Source organism: Pseudomonas sp. GW821-FHT01E10 (genome assembly GCF_059422365.1).
In genome coordinates, this window is the sequence record NZ_JBWKWT010000001.1 from 594,904 (window position 1) to 611,605 (window position 16,702).

The window sequence follows — 16,702 nt, forward strand, 5'->3', positions numbered from 1 at the left end:
CCGAACGGGAGCAAGCTCCCTCGCCACAGCCGCTGTCTACAGGTGTGCATTTCAGATGTAGGTGGAGGCCAATCCGCCATCGACGGCCAGGTTGACGCCGTTGATCCAGCGCGACTCGTCGGCACACAGGAAAGCGATCACCGCCGCTACCTCATCGGCATAAGCGGGGCGTTTCATGCGATGGGCATCGGCCTGGGTTCGGGCCTCACCGAGCATGCTCACGAAGTCGCCGAGGATCGGCGTGAAAACCGGACCTGGCGCGACGCTGTTCATGCGCACCGAATGTTCGAGAAACCAGGGTTGGGCCTGCAGGTAATTCCAGACGATCAAGGCTTCCTTGAAATACTGGTAGCAGGTCTGGTCCGGTACCGGGTGCTCGGCCAGCCAGGCCTGCCCGGCGGCGAAACCTTCGATGCGCGCCAGCGCCTTGTGCTGTTCCAGACGTAACGGCCACTCGGCGCCGAGGATCGAGGCGATATTGACGATGCTGCCGCCAGCGTTGATGCGTGGCAGCAACGCGCTGCTCAAGTGGCGCAATCCCAGGTAGTTGACCCGCGCCAACAGTTGCGGGTTTGCAGTGCCCGGCACCCCGGCGATATTGCACAGGCTGTCGATCCGTGCCGGTAGCTGCGCCAGCAACCGGTCGATGTTCTCGGCACTGCTCAGATCGCCCTGAACAAAACCATCCAGGGTCATGTGCGGCGCCTTCAGGTCCACGCCAATCACCTGGGCGCCGTGGCTGCGCAGCAGGCTTGCCGTGGCCGCGCCGATACCCGAAGAGACGCCAGTCACCAGCACAATCTTGTTGTCGAGTTTCATGTTGAGTCCTCTTATTATTTTTGTGTACTCGGTGAGCCGACCTACCTTGTCGGCCCGGCAAAACCGGCCCGTCAGAACGGGTAACGCGGCGCCTTATCCTTGACCGTCACCCATTGCCATTGGGTGTATTCATCCCAGTCGGCCGGGCCGCCTACGCTGCCGGCATTTCCTGAGCTGCCGCGTCCGCCGAAGGGGTTGATGCATTCGTCGGCCACTGTCTGGTCGTTGATGTGCAACAGCCCGCAATTGAGTTGCTCGCCCATCGCCATCGCGTGCCCGACCGAAGGCGAAATGATCCCCGCGGACAAGCCATACTCGGTGCGGTTGGCCAGGTCGATGGCCTCATCGTCGCTGGCAAAACTCACCACCGTGGCCACCGGGCCGAAGATTTCCTCGTCGAACGCGCGCATGCCCGGGCGCACACCGGAAAGCACCGTGGGTTGGTAGAAGAGCTGCTCATACTCGCCGCCGGCTTGCAGAGTTGCCCCGGCCGTCACACTCTCCGTGACGATTTCATGCACTCGCAACAGCTGGCGTTTGTTGATCAACGGCCCCAGCACCGCCTCACCGCGAGCGGCATTGCCGACCGTGATTGCCCGTGCCTTTTCTGCCAACCGGCGGACCAGTTCTTGTGCAATCGACTCATGGGCCAGGATGCGTCCGGTGGCCATGCAAATCTGCCCCTGATGCAGCCAGGCACCCCACGCGGCGTTGCTGGCCGCCAGTTCGAGATCGGCGTCTTCGAGCACGATCAACGAGTTCTTGCCGCCCAGCTCCAGGGCGACTTTTTTCAGATGACGCCCAGCCAGCTCCGCGACTTTGCGCCCCGCTGCGGTGGAGCCGGTGAACGCGATCATCCGCACATGCGGATCGCGGCACAGCGCTTCTCCGGCTGGCGCTGCACCCGGCAACACCTGCAGCAAGCCCTTGGGCAGACCGGCCGCCTCGAACAACCGGGCAATGATGAAACCGCCACTGACCGGGGTCTGCGGATCGGGCTTGAGCACCACGGCGTTGCCCGCCGCCAGCGCCGGCGCCACCGAACGCAGGGACAACACCAAGGGAAAGTTGAACGGCGAGATCACCCCGACCACGCCATGGGGCAACCGGCGTGCATAGGACAAGCGCCCCGCTTCGCTCGGCAGAACCAGACCATGGGGTTGCGACAGCAGCCCGGCCGCCTGATGCAGCAACACGATCGCCTCACGGACCTCATGTTCACCCTTGAACAGGCTGCCGCCACTTTCCCGGGCGATGTACAACGCCAGTTCGGCAAAGTGTTGCTGGGCCAGTGCGGCAGCTTTACGAAAGATCTCTGCGCGTTCCCGTGGCCCCAATGCCGCCCAGGCCGGTTGAGCACGAGCGGCGTTCAGGCTGGCAAACGCGATGTCCGCTGCATCGGCCAAACCGGTGACGGTCAACACCTCGCCGGTGGCCGGTTCAATGACGCTATGGCTGCCGCCCAATGGACGTAGCCAGTCACCATTGAAGATGCGTTCACGCCATGGCTCGTCCCGCAGAAAATCAGATGGTTCACTTACCGACATTTCGGTCTCCCGGCTCTTGTGTTTGTCATTGCCTGACGCGGCCTTGCTAAAACGATGCAAGGCGTCTGCGTGGTGAAAGCGCTAGAGCAAGGGCTGTGCCGACTTCCTGCGTCGCGCCGCATTTCAAGTGGCGAAGGCTCTGGCTTGCGGGCTGTAGAGGGGTGTTTGCGAATAGGACAAGGTGCTTGGCGTACAGCCGGCAGCTCGCCACTTGTCCAAATGATAAAGTTATGTTTAATAACTGTTTTGCTAGTTGATCATTTCGATCAGTCGACTCGCTCAGGGGCATAACAATGAACAATCCCCATTCGCTGCTTCCTCATCTTGCCGTGCAGGAGGAGCATTTCTCGCCCCGAGGCGACAGTACCCAACTGGCCGAAGGCAACTCACCGACCCTGGCCGAGTTGACCGAATGCCTGTTCTTTTCCCCTGTTGACGGACGTATCTGGCTCAACGACCAGCGCATGCTGCTATTGCACAGCTCATCCTTCGGCGCGCTGCGACGAGAAATTATCGAGCGCCAGGGACTGGAACAGAGCCGCGGCCTGTTTACCCGCACCGGCTATCTCTCCGGCGCGCGCGATGCGCGGCTGATCCGCGAGCGCTGGCCAGACGCTGACGCCGCGGCGGTTTTCTCGGCCGGCACGCGTCTGCATACACTCGAAGGCATGACCAAGGTCGAACCCCTGCACTTCAAATTCGACGCCGACTCAGGCTTCTATGAAGGTGAATTCCTCTGGCACCACTCCTGTGAGGCCGACGAACATATCGCCGCCTACGGGATCGGCCAGGATCCGGTGTGCTGGACCGAACTGGGCTATGCCATCGGTTATGTCAGCGGGCTGTTCGGCCGTCTGGTGATCTTCCGCGAAACCGAATGCCGGGGCATGGGCCATGAGAGCTGCCGGGTGATCGGCAAGACCGCCGAGCAATGGGGCGATGTCGAGCAGGACCTGAGTTATCTCACTGCCTCACCCTCAAGCGCCGAGCCCAAACAGCCTCAAGCCCCGGCGCCCGCCCCCCAGGATGACGACAGCGAAAACCCCGGCGGGCCAAAACCGATTGGCGCCAGCGCGGCCTTCAATGCCGCTACCCTCGCCTTGCAGCGCGTGGCGCCGACGCCCGCCACGGTGTTGTTCAGCGGCGAGTCCGGGGTCGGCAAAGAGTTGTTCGCCCGTCAGTTGCACCAGTTCAGCCCACGCCATCGAGCACCTTTCGTGGCGCTCAACTGCGCCGCCATCCCGGACAATCTGATCGAGGCTGAGCTGTTTGGTGTCGAACGTGGCGCCTACACCGGCGCGACCCATTCGCGCCCCGGACGCTTCGAGCGCGCCCAGGGCGGCACGCTGTTTCTCGACGAAATCGCCAGCCTCAGCCTGCCGGGTCAGGGCAAGTTGCTGCGTGCATTGCAGGAGCGGGAGATCGAGCGCATCGGCGGTGGCCAGCCCATCAAGGTCGACGTCCGGGTGGTGGCGGCCACCAATGTCGACTTGCGCAAAGCCGTGGCGGCCGGAGAATTTCGCGAAGACTTGTTCTACCGGCTGAATGTCTACCCCATCGTGCTGCCACCGCTGCGCGAACGTCGCGACGACATTCCGTTGCTGGTCAACGCGTTCCTGCGGCGCTTCTGTCAGGCCTACGCCCGCAAACCCGCCGGCCTGACCATGCGCGCACTCAAGGTGTTATTGCGCTATGACTTCCCCGGCAACGTACGGGAACTGCAGAACCTGGTGGAGCGCGGCCTGATCGCCAGCGAAGACGGCCAAGCCATCGATCTGATCCACCTGTTTCGCAACGAACCCATGCCGCAGGATGCGTACTCTCTGGACGACAATGGCAGCCTCGCCGCAACTGACCAGAGTCCCGCCGGCACACAGCCTCGCCCGGCCTTGCTGGAAACCCTGGCTCGCCTGGAACACGGCTTCTCCATTGAAGGGCTGGAGTCGCGCCTGATCGATGAAGCGCTGCAAAAAAGCCAAGGCAATCTGGCCGCTGCCGCGCGACTGCTGGGTTTGAGTCGTGCGCAGTTTGCCTATCGACTGAAAAAATACCGACAGGCATCGGCTTGATTCAGGCGGGTCAATGCATGGTGAGCAGCGCTTAAAAGATTAATGAAATTAACTATTAAGCCTGAGGACTCTCGCCATCAGCCAACGAGACTTTTCGCTTCCGGGATAAACGCGCACTACAGAAATTAGCGCTTTAAAAGTTTTACCCGATTAAGTATTTTGCATGGATGATTGGGCGACATGCGCCCCCTTTATTCATAGCGACAAGGGATCAACCGTGAGCGGACTGCGTGAACGTCAGAAAGTCGAACGACGCCAAGCCATCAGCAAGGCAGCGATCGAACTATTCGAGCGTCAAGGTTTCCAGAACACCACCATCGAACAGATCGCCAACCAGGCTGGGGTGTCGGCGCCCACCGTGTTCAAGTACTTCGGCAACAAGCAGGAAATCATCCTGGAAATCCTGCACGACGCCGACCAGCGCGCCCTTAAGGACACCCGCAACCAGATCCCTGAAATAGAAGATCCGGTCGAGGCCCTGTGCTACCTGGAACGCCTGCTGACCGGTTACGCCCTGGAAGTCATGCATCCCAGTCTCTGGCGTGAACTGCTGCCGTTGATTCTATTTGGTGGTGATAACGGACTGCCCGAAGGTTATCGGGCCATGAACGATGCGCTCAGGGCCGAAATCAGCGGTTTACTCAGAGAACTGCAACAGGCCGGCAAGCTACGCGCCGACCTCAACGTCGACCTGGCCGCCTTCCTGTTGAACGACTACTCACACCTGCAGTTGTTCAGGCTGGTCAACCAGGAACAGCCGGACATCGAGTCACACTCCGCCCAGGTAAGGCGTATCACCGAGCTGCTCTTTTACGGAATGCGGGCCTGAGAACGCCAGCCTCCTCCCAGACTGGCTGCATGCCATAGCCGAGGCGCGTCATTGCTGGCGAGCCCGGCGTCACGACGCCGGGCCACGATGATCAGCGGTTGGTCTTGATGGTGGTCCAGGTGCGGGTGCGGATCCGCTCCACGGCTGCCGGCATGGGCTGCAGAGCGAACAGTGTTTTGCGCGCTTCGTCCGGCACATACATGTTGGGGTTATTACGGATCTCGGCGTTCACCAGTGCGGTGGCGTCCTTGTTCGGATTGGGGTAACCGATCTTGTTGCTGATCCGGGCAATGACGTCAGGGCGCAGGATGTAGTTGATGAACTCATAGGCCTCTTTGGTATGGGGGGCGTTGGCCGGCACCATCATCACATCCGACCACATCGGCGCACCTTCCTTGGGTAACGCCATCTCCACCCTGACGCCCTTGCCGGCCGCATCGGCCAGTTGCTTGGCCAGCGCCACGCCACCCGACCAGCCGACGGCTACGCAAATGTCACCGTTGGCCAGGTCCATGCCGTAGCGTGAGGAGTTGAAGTAGGTGATGTGCGGGCGAATCTTCATCATCGCCGCCTGGGCCTGCGGGTAGTCTTCGCGCTTCTGGCTGTTGGGGTCGAGGCCCTTGTAGTGCAAGGCGATGGGCACGATTTCGTTGGCTGCGTCGAGGAAACCGACACCGCAACTGGCCAGCTTGGCGAGGTTCTCTTCCTTGAAGATCATGTCCCAGGTGTTCATCTGCACATTGGCGCCCAGGACTTGCTGAACCTTGTCGACGTTGTAGCCGATCAGCGTGATGCCCCATAGGTACGGTGCTGCGTAGCGGTTGCCCGTATCACCGGCAGCTTCCAGGGTTTTCATGAACTCCGGGTCCAGGTGCTGCCAGTTCGGCAGCTGGTTGCGGTCCAGCGGCTGGACGGCACCGGCGGCGATCAGGTGACTCAGGTTGGCGCTGCCGGGGTACACCACGTCATACCCGGAATTGCCGGTCAGCAGCTTGGACTCCAGGGTTTCGACACTGTCAAAAACGTCGTAGACCGGACGGATGCCCGTTTCCTCCTGGAAGCTCTTGAGCACTTCAGGTGGCAGGTATTCGATCCAGTTGTAGATCCGCACCGTGCGCTCTTCAGCCAGGCACACACCGCTGGCCAGCAACGACACTACAGCGCCCAATAAGGTGTTACGCAAAAACATGTTCATGGTTAAGCACTCCTGCGCGGCCGCGAAGGCTCGCGGCACTTAATAGCGGTAGGTGAAGTACAGTTCCAGCGCGCTGAATTTCTGGTCATCGCCGAACACCTGCCTGGCGGCGGCCAGCGGCTTGACCCAGTTATAGGAGAGCGACGTATAGAACGACGGCGTCGGGGTCCAGTCGAGGAAAACCACACTCTCGTCCGCAAAGCGCCGATCGCTGACCTGCGCACCCATGTAGTTTTTCTCGTCCAGCCAGAACTGATAGTGGATCGCGCCGAGGGTCAGCGTTTCATTGAGGTGGGTCTTGAGCGAGAACTGTTGGACGTTTTCGTTGCTGTTGAACAGCAGGTAGTTGCCGACGACATCCCCCACCAGCCAGGTGCTCCAGTCGACGAAGCCCTTGCTCAGTGACTCCCAGGCTTTCTGCCGGTTGTCGGCCAGGTTGTCGTCGCCGGAAAAACTGGCGTAGCGATAGCCGATCACCGGGGTCAGCGGCAACGTGTTGAAGGCGTAATCCGCCTGACCGTACCAGGCGTTGGCATCGTAATCCACGCCTTCACCACTGCCCCGCTCCACGGCGTATTCGGCATTCAGGGTCAGGTCCGGCACGCCCGGTACTTTGGCCTTCAACGCACGCACGTTGTACACCTGCATCCCGTCCCGGCGTCGTGGCAGTGTACTGCCCTTGGGCCCCAGCGCGTTGACCTTCATCGCCATGGCCCCCAGTGTCACCTGGTCGTCGAGGTTGTAGTCCAGGTTAGCGCCGGTCATGCGGAAGTCACCCAGATCGTCATCGACCCGCAAGGTGAAGGCCTGGGTCTTCAATGCGCCATGATCCCAGGCCAGGATGGCCGAATCCTTGAAGGCGGTTCTGGGGCCAAGCCAGTAGGCGCCGTCCTTGAGTTGGTCGAGGTTACCGTCCATGACGATGAAGCCGGTCCCGATCATGTAGTTCTGGCGACCGGCTGTGAGCGTCCACTCCCCGGCCCGGAAACCACCGTAGAGTTCTTCGGTGGCTACATCACCATCAGAGCTGCGGGTGAAGCCGCCGGCATCGCCGTCGCCAAAGGTGGTCGCCGCCACCAGCGAGCCACCGGCCAACAGGCTGAAGTCTGGCTGCAGGGCGTATTCCAGCTTGACGCCGGGCTTGACGTAGAGCTCCTGCCAGTCGATTTTCGTACCGCCATTCTTGCCACTGCGCGCATCGACGCGGCCGCTGCCGAAGTTGACGTTACGGGTGGAAAGGGTCGCACCGCCGGCAGTGAAGTTGACCTCACCCTTGAGGTTGCCATCCTCGAAGGTGTAGCCCGCCAGCGCGACTTGGGCGGTCAGGGGTAAGCCGACCGCTAAGAGCGTTCGAGAGAAACGCGTCATGAGAACCATATGAAGCTCCTGTGTGATTATTGTTGTTACAGGGCAGTGAATGGCGGCGCAAAGCGCCGCCAACACCTGGTCGAGCCAGGCGAATAGGTCGCAAACTTCTTGTCGTTATGAGGCGTTTCAGTGAGTAAGGTGCGCGGCGATGGCACGCAGCATGCGCACGCTGTCAGCATCGAACGGGCTGACAGCCTCGGTCAGCGATGACTGCTTGACGATCACCACACCGGACGGCTTATCGACGAACAGGTACTGGCCGTGGATACCGCCGGCCATGATCGCCTGGGTGTGGTCGTTGAAGACGTACCACTGGCTGCGGTAGGAAGCGTCAGGGGTCCATTGGGAGAACTCGGAGTTTTTGGCGTAGATCGCGGGATCGGAGCCGGCGCAAATGCGTGCAACCGTCTCGGTCGACAGCAATTGCAGCCCATCATGGCGACCGTCGTTGGCCAGCAGCCGACCGAACCGCGCCATGTCTCGCAAGGTGGCGTTGAAACCGGCACCGGCAACGCTACGCCCCCAAGGATCGGCCATGAAGTAGCCGTCGCGCTCACACCCCAACTGGCTCCAGATGTCTTGCAGCAATTGATTGCAAGCCTTGCCCGAAGCGCGCTCCATGACCCAGGCCAGGGCTTCGGTGGTGGCGGTCACGTAATGGAAAAAGCCGCCATGACTGCCGCGTTTTTTCAGCGACGGCAGGTACTGATACAGCGACTCGAACTGAGCGTACTGCGCAGGTGCCGGCTGGAAACCGCAGGCATAGCCGTACTGCGAGCTCTCGGAGTTGGGATCGTCATAGACTTCGCTGTAGTCGATGCCCACGGCCATGTCGAACAGCTGGCGCACCGTGGCATCGCCAAACGCGCTGCCCAACAGTTCGGGCACGTAAAACGCCGCCGGCAACTCCGGATTGAGGATGCCATCGCAGACCAGTTGCTCCCCCAGGGTGCCGATCAGCGACTTGGTCACCGAGAACATGACGTGCCGGTCCCGGGGACGCTGGCCGTTGAAGTAACGCTCGAACAGCACGGTGTCGCCCTGCATCACCAAAAAGGCGTCGGTCTGACTGACCACCAGATGATCGATGACACTGACGCTCAAGCCACATTCACTGTCGAAGTGCAGTTCATCCAGCGCTTGTGGCGCTTCCTTCAGGACACTGACCGGTCCGCCACCCGCCTCCACATCAATGGAGGGACGCAGGCGCGCCAGATTGCGGAACCCCCACTGATTGAACGGTGGACGCATCCAGTTGTTCCAGGTGACGCGGCGTTTTGGCTCGGCCGGAAAACCCTGCATAAACAAAGGCGCCAAGCGCCTGTCGAGTGACGATTCATTCGTCTCGATGTAAAGACTGGCCAGCAACGGCACGGTGTTCTGACTCATCGGGTTTCCCCTGCAAAATGACTCTGCGTGAAAGCAGATGCAGGGAAATGATTACCCGGTATTATTTTTTAGTCAATAAAACATTTATCAGATAAAAATATTTTGGCGCTGTGCTTTGATGGGGGGCAAACACGGCGTTCAGCGCCCGCTACTCCTGCGTCAGCCCTGCCAACCGGTGGGGTAATTGGGTGCTAAATGCCCTCGCAGGGTGCTGACACCAGGCGTAGGATCGATACGATGACTGCTTATCACGCATCGTTGGAAGGTGACTTCCAACCCATCTGCATTCACGTGCAAACGCAAGACATTTACCGCCGCACTGTAAGGCCGCGCGACCCTTCGCAGTACAAGGGCCGTGTTCTCACAACAACAAAAGCGAGGTGAAATCATGTCTGGTAATCGTGGTGTCGTGTATCTCGGCGCAGGCAAGGTCGAGGTGCAAACCATCCCCTATCCGAAAATGGAAGACCCGCGCGGCAAGCGCATTGACCATGGCGTGATCCTGCGCGTGGTTTCGACCAATATCTGCGGCTCCGACCAGCATATGGTGCGTGGCCGGACCACGGCCCAGGTCGGGCTGGTGCTTGGCCATGAGATCACCGGCGAGGTCATCGAGAAGGGCCGTGACGTGGAAAACGTGCAGATCGGTGACCTGGTATCGGTGCCGTTCAACGTCGCCTGCGGCCGTTGTCGCAGTTGCAAGGAGCAGCACACCGGCGTCTGCCTGACGGTCAACCCGGCGCGCCCCGGCGGTGCCTATGGCTATGTGGACATGGGTGACTGGGTTGGCGGCCAGGCCGAATACGTGCTGGTGCCGTATGCCGACTTCAACCTGTTGAAGCTGCCCGACCGCGACAAGGCAATGGAGAAAATCCGCGACCTGACCTGCCTCTCCGATATCCTGCCGACCGGCTACCATGGCGCGGTGACCGCCGGTGTCGGCCCTGGCAGCACGGTGTATATCGCCGGTGCCGGTCCGGTCGGACTGGCTGCTGCCGCCTCCGCCCGTCTGCTGGGTGCGGCGGTGGTGATAGTCGGCGACGTCAATCCGCTGCGCCTGGCGCATGCCAAGGCCCAGGGCTTCGAGATCGCCGACCTCACCCTGGACACTCCGCTGCACGAGCAAATCGCCAACCTGCTCGGTGAGCCGGAAGTCGATTGTGCGGTCGATGCGGTCGGCTTCGAAGCCCGTGGCCACGGCCATGACGGCGCGCAGCACGAGGCCCCGGCCGATGTGCTCAACGCGCTGATGGGCGTGGTGCGCGTCGCCGGCAATATCGGTATCCCCGGTCTGTATGTCACCGAAGACCCGGGTGCGGTCAATAAAGCCGCCAAGCATGGCAGCCTGAACATCCGTTTCGGCCTCGGCTGGGCCAAGTCCCACAGTTTCCACACCGGCCAGACCCCGACGATGAAGTACAACCGTCAGCTGATGCAGGCGATCATGTGGGACCGGATCAAGATTGCCGAGGTCGTCGGCGTGCAGGTGATCAGCCTGGACGACGCGCCGCGTGGCTACCACGAGTTCGATGCCGGGGCGCCGAAGAAATTCGTCATGGATCCGCACAAGCTGTTTACCGCGGCCTAAGGAATGGGTTGGGACAAGGGCAGCTTTGAGCTGCCCTTTTTTATGGCCGTTTATAACGTAAGAAACAGCGCCGAGGTCCAGACTCGGGATTGATCGCGCTGCCGGGCGCAGATGAATAATGGATGTTCACGCCCCTGCTCCAGATTCAACCGGGCAAGCTCGATTTGCCCTTGCAGTTCACGAGGCAGCGGCGCAGCGGTTGTCCTTTCGAGGGACACCTTCAACTCCGCGCCCGGCAACTCTTCACTCACTTGCGATTGCACCAGCAACTCATCGCCGGACAACTCCATCAGCACCGTCGGCGCATGCACGTAAGGTTGCGGTTCAGACGGGTCGCCGACCTTGATGTAGTTATCGATGCGGCTATGAACCTGCAGCGTGGCGCCGGCCAATTGCGACAAGTCGATTTCGATGCTGTCGGTGTCGCCGTTGGTGTCGGTGCGAAAGGCCAGAACCGTTGCATCCTTGCGCCATACAGTTTGTTCGGGGTGATCGAGACCCAAGGCGCGAAAGCCGTTGATGACCGCACCCGTCACGCGAATCTCGCCGGTCCAGTAGGCGCCGCGATAACGGTCCTTGATCCTTGCGCCGCCCAGGCGCAGACGAATACGTTGGCTGGAAAAACCCAATTCCTGATGCAGGTTGCGCGACCAGATCAGTTTGTCGCCATCGAACAGATCGACCTGCTCCCAGCCCGCCTCTCCGAGCAGTCGATAGTCCAGCGTGGCATTTGCATCGGCGGTGAACACTTCACCCATGAAATGCTGGCCCTGGCGCAGGCTGGCAAATGAACGCTCGCCGGTGGTGGCAAAAGTGCGACGGGCGCGAAGTGCCTTGCCAACACTGGCTCGATCGAAGGCCTCGGCCACCACGCCAGTCAGCCCGCCGCGAGAGCCGAACACCGCCGTGGCCGGAACACCACCGCCACAACGCCCCTGATGCTCATCGCTGTTCGCCGCGGCACCCACCCGATAGCCACGCTGAAGCGCTTCGGCGTAGACCCAATGGAACTGCCCCCAGGCCGAGCCGACCTCGATCAGGCGCTCCAGCTCCGGATGGTGCCAGTCGAGGTTGCAACGGCGTCCGCCGACGTGAGGCATCATCAAATGCCCTTCGGGGTCCTTGGCATAGGCGGCATACAACTCATCCACCGGCCAGGCACCCGGCTTGATGGTGCCGGCGGTGAACTCGTTCCACTCGAAAGAACGCACCAGCCGACCTTGATTGTCGAAGGGAAACTCGGGTTTGCGGTCATGCAGGAACACCACATTACGGTCGCCGCCCGCGCAAGAGTTGCCGCACCATTCGGTGCCGGGATAGCAAACAAATCGTCCTGGTTCATTGAGTTCGTGAATCAGGTTGACCGCCTGATCCCAGCGCTGCTCAGTGATATTGAAATCATTGGCGGTGTAACCGAGGACATCGAGCCCGGCGACATCGCGACCGTAGCTGAGGTTGTACAAGGTGTCGTTGGTGCCCACCGTGTCATCGGAGTGCACATGCAGGTCGGCGTACAGCGGGCGCAATGCAGTGCCAGCCGGATCGACCGTGACAAACGCCCGAGCGGCACGCACAAAAGGTACCGCCACCTCGGCCGACAAGCGCCACTCCCCCACCGCACCAAGATCAAAACCTTCAAGCCGGGCAGTCGCCCAACCTTCAGCCGCCAGGGTGAACGGTTGTTGTCGCTCCCCCCCTTCGGGATCAACCAGAGTCAGGACACCTTGGAGCGGTAAGTTGCGGCAGGTGTTGCCCCAGGCATCATCCACCCTGAGCAGTACGTCGAACGCCTCACCCGCGCTGACCAGGCGAGGCACGATCAACTGCACGCTTTGCGCCGGTCCCGGCACGATGTTCAGCAGCGGGTCACCCGGCACCTCGGCAAATTTCGAGCTACCCAGCGGGTCGATGAACAAACGGAAACGGAAGTCCTTCTCGACAAAACTCTGCAGCCGCGTACCCGCGCCGCCCTGACGACGATCGCCCAGGCGAATGATTATTTTGTCTCCCGGATTCAGGTAACCGTCGATGATGTCGATGATGATCGCTTTCTGAAACGGCCGTTCATGCCCCTTCTGGTCGAAGCGCACTTTCAGATGCTGCACAGAGGCCTGGCTCTGGCCAGGGACCAGCTCGCCTGCCTGATATTCGGCGCTGACATAGTTGGGGCCAGTCGGATTCGAGGTCTGGAACAAGGCCCAGTCGGAGTAGAACTTGAAGGCCAGTTTCAACCAGGCGCCGTCTGCGAGGCCGCTGCCGCCGACCTCGTAGACCAAGGTGATTTCATCCCATTGGCCAGCAATCAGCGTGTCACGATCACAGTGGATGCTGCCCAGAAACGGGCGTTGTTTGTTGCGTTCGTAGAGGCCTTGAGGGGCAATGTAATACCCGGCTTCGCGGGGATCGAAAACGTTACTCACATGACACCTCGTGCAGTGGTCCACTGAAGGTTTGAAGGGGGTTGAAGTCAAATGACGATGCTTACTGCACTCGCCATTTCTGGTAATGACGCTCGATACGCCTGAACACAAAACTCTCCATCAGCCAGGCAATCAGGCCGATCACCACAATGCCCAGCAGCACCTGGCTGCTGTTGCCGATCTGCCCACCCGTCGACACCATCCAGCCGATGCCCTGGGACGCACCGATCATTTCCGCCGCGACCAATGCCCTCCAGCCCTGGCTGAAGCCGATGCGCAACGCCGCCGTCACGAAGGGCAGCGAGGCCGGCAGGTAAACGTGGGCCAGCAGTTGCCAGCGGTTGGCGCCCAAGGTGCGTGCCGCACGGACTTCACCGCCGCGGATACTCTGCACGCCCTCCTGAATGGTCACGGCCATGGGGAACATCGCGGCGATGAAAATCACCAACACGATGGAGACATAGCCCAAGCCAAAAATGATCATGATTAGCGGTGCCCAGGCGATCGGCGGGATCGCCATGAACAGGCTGTTGAGCGGCGAGATGAAATCGCGAAAACGCGAGGACAGGCCACCGGCAGTACCCAGCAGAATCGCGACGATCACCGCTGCGCAAAAGCCGCCAACCTCTTCAAGGACGCGGCCAACGGGTACGAAGCACTCCTGAGTTCGAACCTGGATTCCTTACTGACGGCCTTCGCGCCACCTGGCCCCAATACGAGCGGCGATCACAAATCGCCGCTCCAATGATCAACCTCGACCGTGGAGATCGAAGACCTTATGAAACCCCCAGGTTCAGCACATCGGATACTGATCGCCGGCGCCCTGGTGTTCTGCCAGGCAACCTTCGCTCATGGCCCCGTCTTCGACTGCTACATCGAGAGCGATGATCTGGTGAAGTGCGAGGCGGGTTACACCGACGGCAGCTCCGCCGCTGGCAGAAAAGTCCATGTCCAGGACACCAGCAACAAGGTGTTGCTCGAAGGAAACGTCGGCACCGACAACACCTACGCATTCCAGCCCCCAGCCGGGAAATACTCCGTTGTGTTCATGGGCGGAGACAACCATCAAGCAACGATTCAGTCATCCGACATTTCAAGGTGAAATCGACCATGCCGATCAAACGACGACTGCTCCAGGCACTTGCCGCCGTTACATTAGGTTGCCTGACAGGCGCTGCACAGGCCCATTTCCAGATGCTCTACGTCGAGGAAACGGCGCTGCCGCGTGCGGATAAACTGGAGTTCGCGCTGGTGTTCACGCATCCCTTCTCCGGCGGCCCCACCATGACCATGGATGAACCCCGCGCCTTTAGCCACATCAGCTCGCACGGCGGGGAAAAAATCGATCTGCGCCAATACTTGCGCCCTGTCCAGTGGCAGAGTCGCGATAACCAAACGACTGCCTATCGTGCGTCGATTCCGCGGGAGTTGGTTCGCTCACTGGGTGACCATATCTTCGTACTCGAGCCCGAGCCCTACCTGGAAACCGAGGAAGACGTCTACATCCAACAGTTCACCAAGCTGATCGTGAACGTGGGCGGAGTACCCGGCAACTGGGCAGAACCACAAGGGTTGCCGGTTGAGATCCAGCCACTGAACAAGCCTTATGCAAACTGGACAGGCGGAGTGTTCCGCGCCTTGGTGCTGGCCGATGGCAAGCCCGTTCCGTTCGCCGAAATCGAAATCGAATACATCAACCATTCCGTCGATATCGAGAAAAACGCCTTCGGCCAGCAAGACTATGTAACGGCACCTCAAGCTTCATTCAAATCCCTGAGCACCTACACGGACGCCCAGGGCATCGTGACCATCGGCCTGCCCCGGGCCGGCTGGTGGGGTATTGCAGCGCTCGACATCGGGACAACCAAAACCCACAAGGGCAAGCCCTTGTCGCAAGACGCGGTGCTGTGGGTGCAGGCCAGGGATATGAAATGAAAAGCGCATAAAGCAACCGCGCCTGATGGTCCTCACGAAAAGCGCCCCCTGCCCCCCCCTCAGAAATGGATAGATATCGCCTCGAATCCGGATAGATGCACCGCACAGAAAGGCTTTCAATCGGGTCGTGCCTAAAACTACAAAAAGGGTGTACCTGATGAACAGCTCTAGAAGCATTGCGCAGTGGCAAGATTACATTCAGGGTTGCCTGGATTTTCGGCCGGCCGAAGGTATTTACCGCGTCGCCCGTGACATGTTCACAGAGCCGGAACTGTTCGACCTGGAGATGGAACTGATCTTCGAGAAGAACTGGATCTACGCCTGCCACGAGAGTGAAATCGCCAATCCCAATGATTTCCTGACGATGCGCGCAGGTCGTCAGCCGATGATCATCACCCGCGATGGGAGCAATCAGCTCCACGCGCTGATCAACGCTTGCCAGCACCGGGGCGCGACCCTGACTCGCGTCAGCAAAGGTAACCAATCTACCTTCACCTGTCCGTTCCACGCCTGGTGTTACAAAAGTGATGGCCGCCTGGTCAAGGTCAAGGCTCCGGGGGAATACCCGGAAGGTTTCGACAAAGCAACCCGCGGCCTGAAGAAGGCCCGGATCGAGAGCTACAAGGGTTTCGTCTTTATCAGTCTGGACGTCAATGGCAGCGACTCGCTGGAAGACTACCTCGGCGATGCCAAAGTGTTCTTCGACATGATGGTCGCGCAGTCTCCGACCGGCGAACTGGAAGTACTGCCCGGCAAGTCGACCTATAGCTATGACGGCAACTGGAAACTGCAGCACGAAAACGGCCTGGATGGTTATCACGTCAGCACCGTGCACTACAACTACGTCTCCACGGTGCAGCATCGCCAGCAAGTCAACTCGGCCAAGGGCGGCGGCTCCGACACGCTGGACTACAGCAAGTTGGGCGCCGGAGATGCCGAAACCGACGACGGCTGGTTCTCGTTCAAGAATGGCCACAGCCTCTTGTTCAGCGACATGCCCAACCCGACTGTACGCGCCGGGTATGCCAGCGTGATGCCGCGTCTGGTGAAGGAATACGGCCAGCAACAAGCCGAGTGGATGATGCATCGTCTACGCAATCTCAACATCTACCCAAGCCTGTTCTTCATGGATCAGATCAGCTCGCAGCTGCGTATCGTGCGCCCAGTGGCCTGGAACAAGACCGAGATCACCAGCCAGTGCATCGGCGTCAAGGGTGAGTCCGACGCAGATCGGGAAAACCGGATCCGCCAGTTCGAGGACTTCTTCAACGTTTCAGGCATGGGCACTCCCGACGACCTGGTGGAGTTTCGCGAAGCCCAACGCGGATTCCAGGCCCGCCTCGAGCGCTGGAACGAAGTGTCCCGCGGCAGTGAGAAATGGGTCGAAGGCCCCACCCCGAACAGCGAGGCTCTGGGCATCAACCCGGTACTGACCGGCACCGAGTTCACGCATGAGGGGCTCTACATCAATCAGCACGGGTCCTGGCAGCGCTTCCTTCTGCAAGGTCTGGCACAAAAAGCCCTGAAGTTGAAGGAGGTGTGA

The 16,702-nt window shown here is 60.4% G+C and carries 12 protein-coding genes and 1 pseudogene; 6 read left to right on the forward strand and 7 right to left on the reverse strand.

What is annotated here, in order from left to right; genetic code table 11:
• Window positions 1–51: 51 nt before the first annotated feature.
• Together AC07V0_RS02605 and AC07V0_RS02610 are read right to left on the reverse strand one after the other, a co-directional pair.
• Window positions 52–819, reverse strand: coding sequence for a coniferyl-alcohol dehydrogenase (locus AC07V0_RS02605; RefSeq protein ID WP_086945708.1), 768 nt, complete (start codon window positions 817–819; stop codon window positions 52–54).
• Window positions 820–890: 71 nt separating this feature from the next.
• On the reverse strand, window positions 891–2,366 hold the full coding sequence (locus AC07V0_RS02610) for a benzaldehyde dehydrogenase (RefSeq protein ID WP_018927878.1): 1,476 nt from the start codon (window positions 2,364–2,366) through the stop codon (window positions 891–893).
• Between the two features lie 293 nt (window positions 2,367–2,659).
• Here AC07V0_RS02610 and AC07V0_RS02615 point away from each other — a divergent pair, with 293 nt between their 5' ends.
• Window positions 2,660–4,435 carry a sigma-54-dependent Fis family transcriptional regulator gene (locus AC07V0_RS02615; RefSeq protein ID WP_086945709.1) on the forward strand — a complete coding sequence of 592 codons (1,776 nt, stop codon included), beginning with the start codon at window positions 2,660–2,662 and terminating at the stop codon, window positions 4,433–4,435.
• 217 nt (window positions 4,436–4,652) lie between these two features.
• Window positions 4,653–5,264, forward strand: a complete 612-nt coding sequence (locus AC07V0_RS02620; protein ID WP_028940835.1) for a TetR/AcrR family transcriptional regulator — start codon at window positions 4,653–4,655, stop codon at window positions 5,262–5,264.
• Between the two features lie 91 nt (window positions 5,265–5,355).
• Here AC07V0_RS02620 and AC07V0_RS02625 read toward each other — a convergent pair whose 3' ends face one another.
• From AC07V0_RS02625 to AC07V0_RS02635, 3 genes are all read right to left on the reverse strand, one after another.
• Window positions 5,356–6,459 carry a polyamine ABC transporter substrate-binding protein gene (locus AC07V0_RS02625; protein ID WP_495019358.1) on the reverse strand — a complete coding sequence of 368 codons (1,104 nt, stop codon included), beginning with the start codon at window positions 6,457–6,459 and terminating at the stop codon, window positions 5,356–5,358.
• A gap of 39 nt (window positions 6,460–6,498) precedes the next feature.
• The gene (locus AC07V0_RS02630) at window positions 6,499–7,836 is read right to left on the reverse strand and encodes an alginate export family protein (RefSeq protein WP_018927874.1); all 1,338 of its coding nucleotides are present in this window, start codon (window positions 7,834–7,836) and stop codon (window positions 6,499–6,501) included.
• A gap of 117 nt (window positions 7,837–7,953) precedes the next feature.
• Window positions 7,954–9,216: a serine hydrolase domain-containing protein gene (locus AC07V0_RS02635; protein WP_086945711.1), complete on the reverse strand. Its 1,263-nt coding sequence runs from the start codon at window positions 9,214–9,216 to the stop codon at window positions 7,954–7,956.
• A gap of 388 nt (window positions 9,217–9,604) precedes the next feature.
• On the opposite strand from AC07V0_RS02635, the gene fdhA reads away from it, so the two are divergent.
• A complete protein-coding gene (fdhA, locus tag AC07V0_RS02640) occupies window positions 9,605–10,804 on the forward strand; it encodes a formaldehyde dehydrogenase, glutathione-independent (RefSeq protein WP_018927872.1) in 1,200 nt (399 codons plus the stop codon).
• A gap of 50 nt (window positions 10,805–10,854) precedes the next feature.
• Here fdhA and AC07V0_RS02645 read toward each other — a convergent pair whose 3' ends face one another.
• Together AC07V0_RS02645 and AC07V0_RS02650 are read right to left on the reverse strand one after the other, a co-directional pair.
• The gene (locus AC07V0_RS02645; RefSeq protein ID WP_086945712.1) at window positions 10,855–13,224 is read right to left on the reverse strand and encodes a hypothetical protein; all 2,370 of its coding nucleotides are present in this window, start codon (window positions 13,222–13,224) and stop codon (window positions 10,855–10,857) included.
• 61 nt (window positions 13,225–13,285) lie between these two features.
• Window positions 13,286–13,861 (reverse strand): annotated as a pseudogene (locus AC07V0_RS02650) (ABC transporter permease); the annotation flags it as partial.
• Window positions 13,862–13,984: 123 nt separating this feature from the next.
• Here AC07V0_RS02650 and AC07V0_RS02655 point away from each other — a divergent pair.
• The 3 genes from AC07V0_RS02655 to antA all read left to right on the forward strand — a co-directional run bounded on the left by AC07V0_RS02655 (window position 13,985) and on the right by antA (window position 16,702).
• Window positions 13,985–14,326 carry a hypothetical protein gene (locus tag AC07V0_RS02655; RefSeq protein ID WP_086945713.1) on the forward strand — a complete coding sequence of 114 codons (342 nt, stop codon included), beginning with the start codon at window positions 13,985–13,987 and terminating at the stop codon, window positions 14,324–14,326.
• 8 nt (window positions 14,327–14,334) lie between these two features.
• Window positions 14,335–15,159, forward strand: coding sequence for a DUF4198 domain-containing protein (locus tag AC07V0_RS02660; protein WP_086945714.1), 825 nt, complete (start codon window positions 14,335–14,337; stop codon window positions 15,157–15,159).
• 157 nt (window positions 15,160–15,316) lie between these two features.
• The gene (antA, locus tag AC07V0_RS02665) at window positions 15,317–16,702 is read left to right on the forward strand and encodes an anthranilate 1,2-dioxygenase large subunit (protein ID WP_086945715.1); all 1,386 of its coding nucleotides are present in this window, start codon (window positions 15,317–15,319) and stop codon (window positions 16,700–16,702) included.

Bases quoted from the DNA above. Each gene is read 5' to 3' on its own strand.
- AC07V0_RS02605 (WP_086945708.1), bottom strand. From the start codon at position 819: ATGAAACTCGACAACAAGATTGTGCTGGTGACTGGCGTCTCTTCGGGT.
- AC07V0_RS02610 (WP_018927878.1), bottom strand. From the start codon at position 2,366: ATGTCGGTAAGTGAACCATCTGATTTTCTGCGGGACGAGCCATGGCGT.
- AC07V0_RS02615 (WP_086945709.1), top strand. From the start codon at position 2,660: ATGAACAATCCCCATTCGCTGCTTCCTCATCTTGCCGTGCAGGAGGAG.
- AC07V0_RS02625 (WP_495019358.1), bottom strand. From the start codon at position 6,459: ATGAACATGTTTTTGCGTAACACCTTATTGGGCGCTGTAGTGTCGTTG.
- AC07V0_RS02630 (WP_018927874.1), bottom strand. From the start codon at position 7,836: ATGGTTCTCATGACGCGTTTCTCTCGAACGCTCTTAGCGGTCGGCTTA.
- AC07V0_RS02635 (WP_086945711.1), bottom strand. From the start codon at position 9,216: ATGAGTCAGAACACCGTGCCGTTGCTGGCCAGTCTTTACATCGAGACG.
- fdhA (WP_018927872.1), top strand. From the start codon at position 9,605: ATGTCTGGTAATCGTGGTGTCGTGTATCTCGGCGCAGGCAAGGTCGAG.
- AC07V0_RS02660 (WP_086945714.1), top strand. From the start codon at position 14,335: ATGCCGATCAAACGACGACTGCTCCAGGCACTTGCCGCCGTTACATTA.
- antA (WP_086945715.1), top strand. From the start codon at position 15,317: ATGAACAGCTCTAGAAGCATTGCGCAGTGGCAAGATTACATTCAGGGT.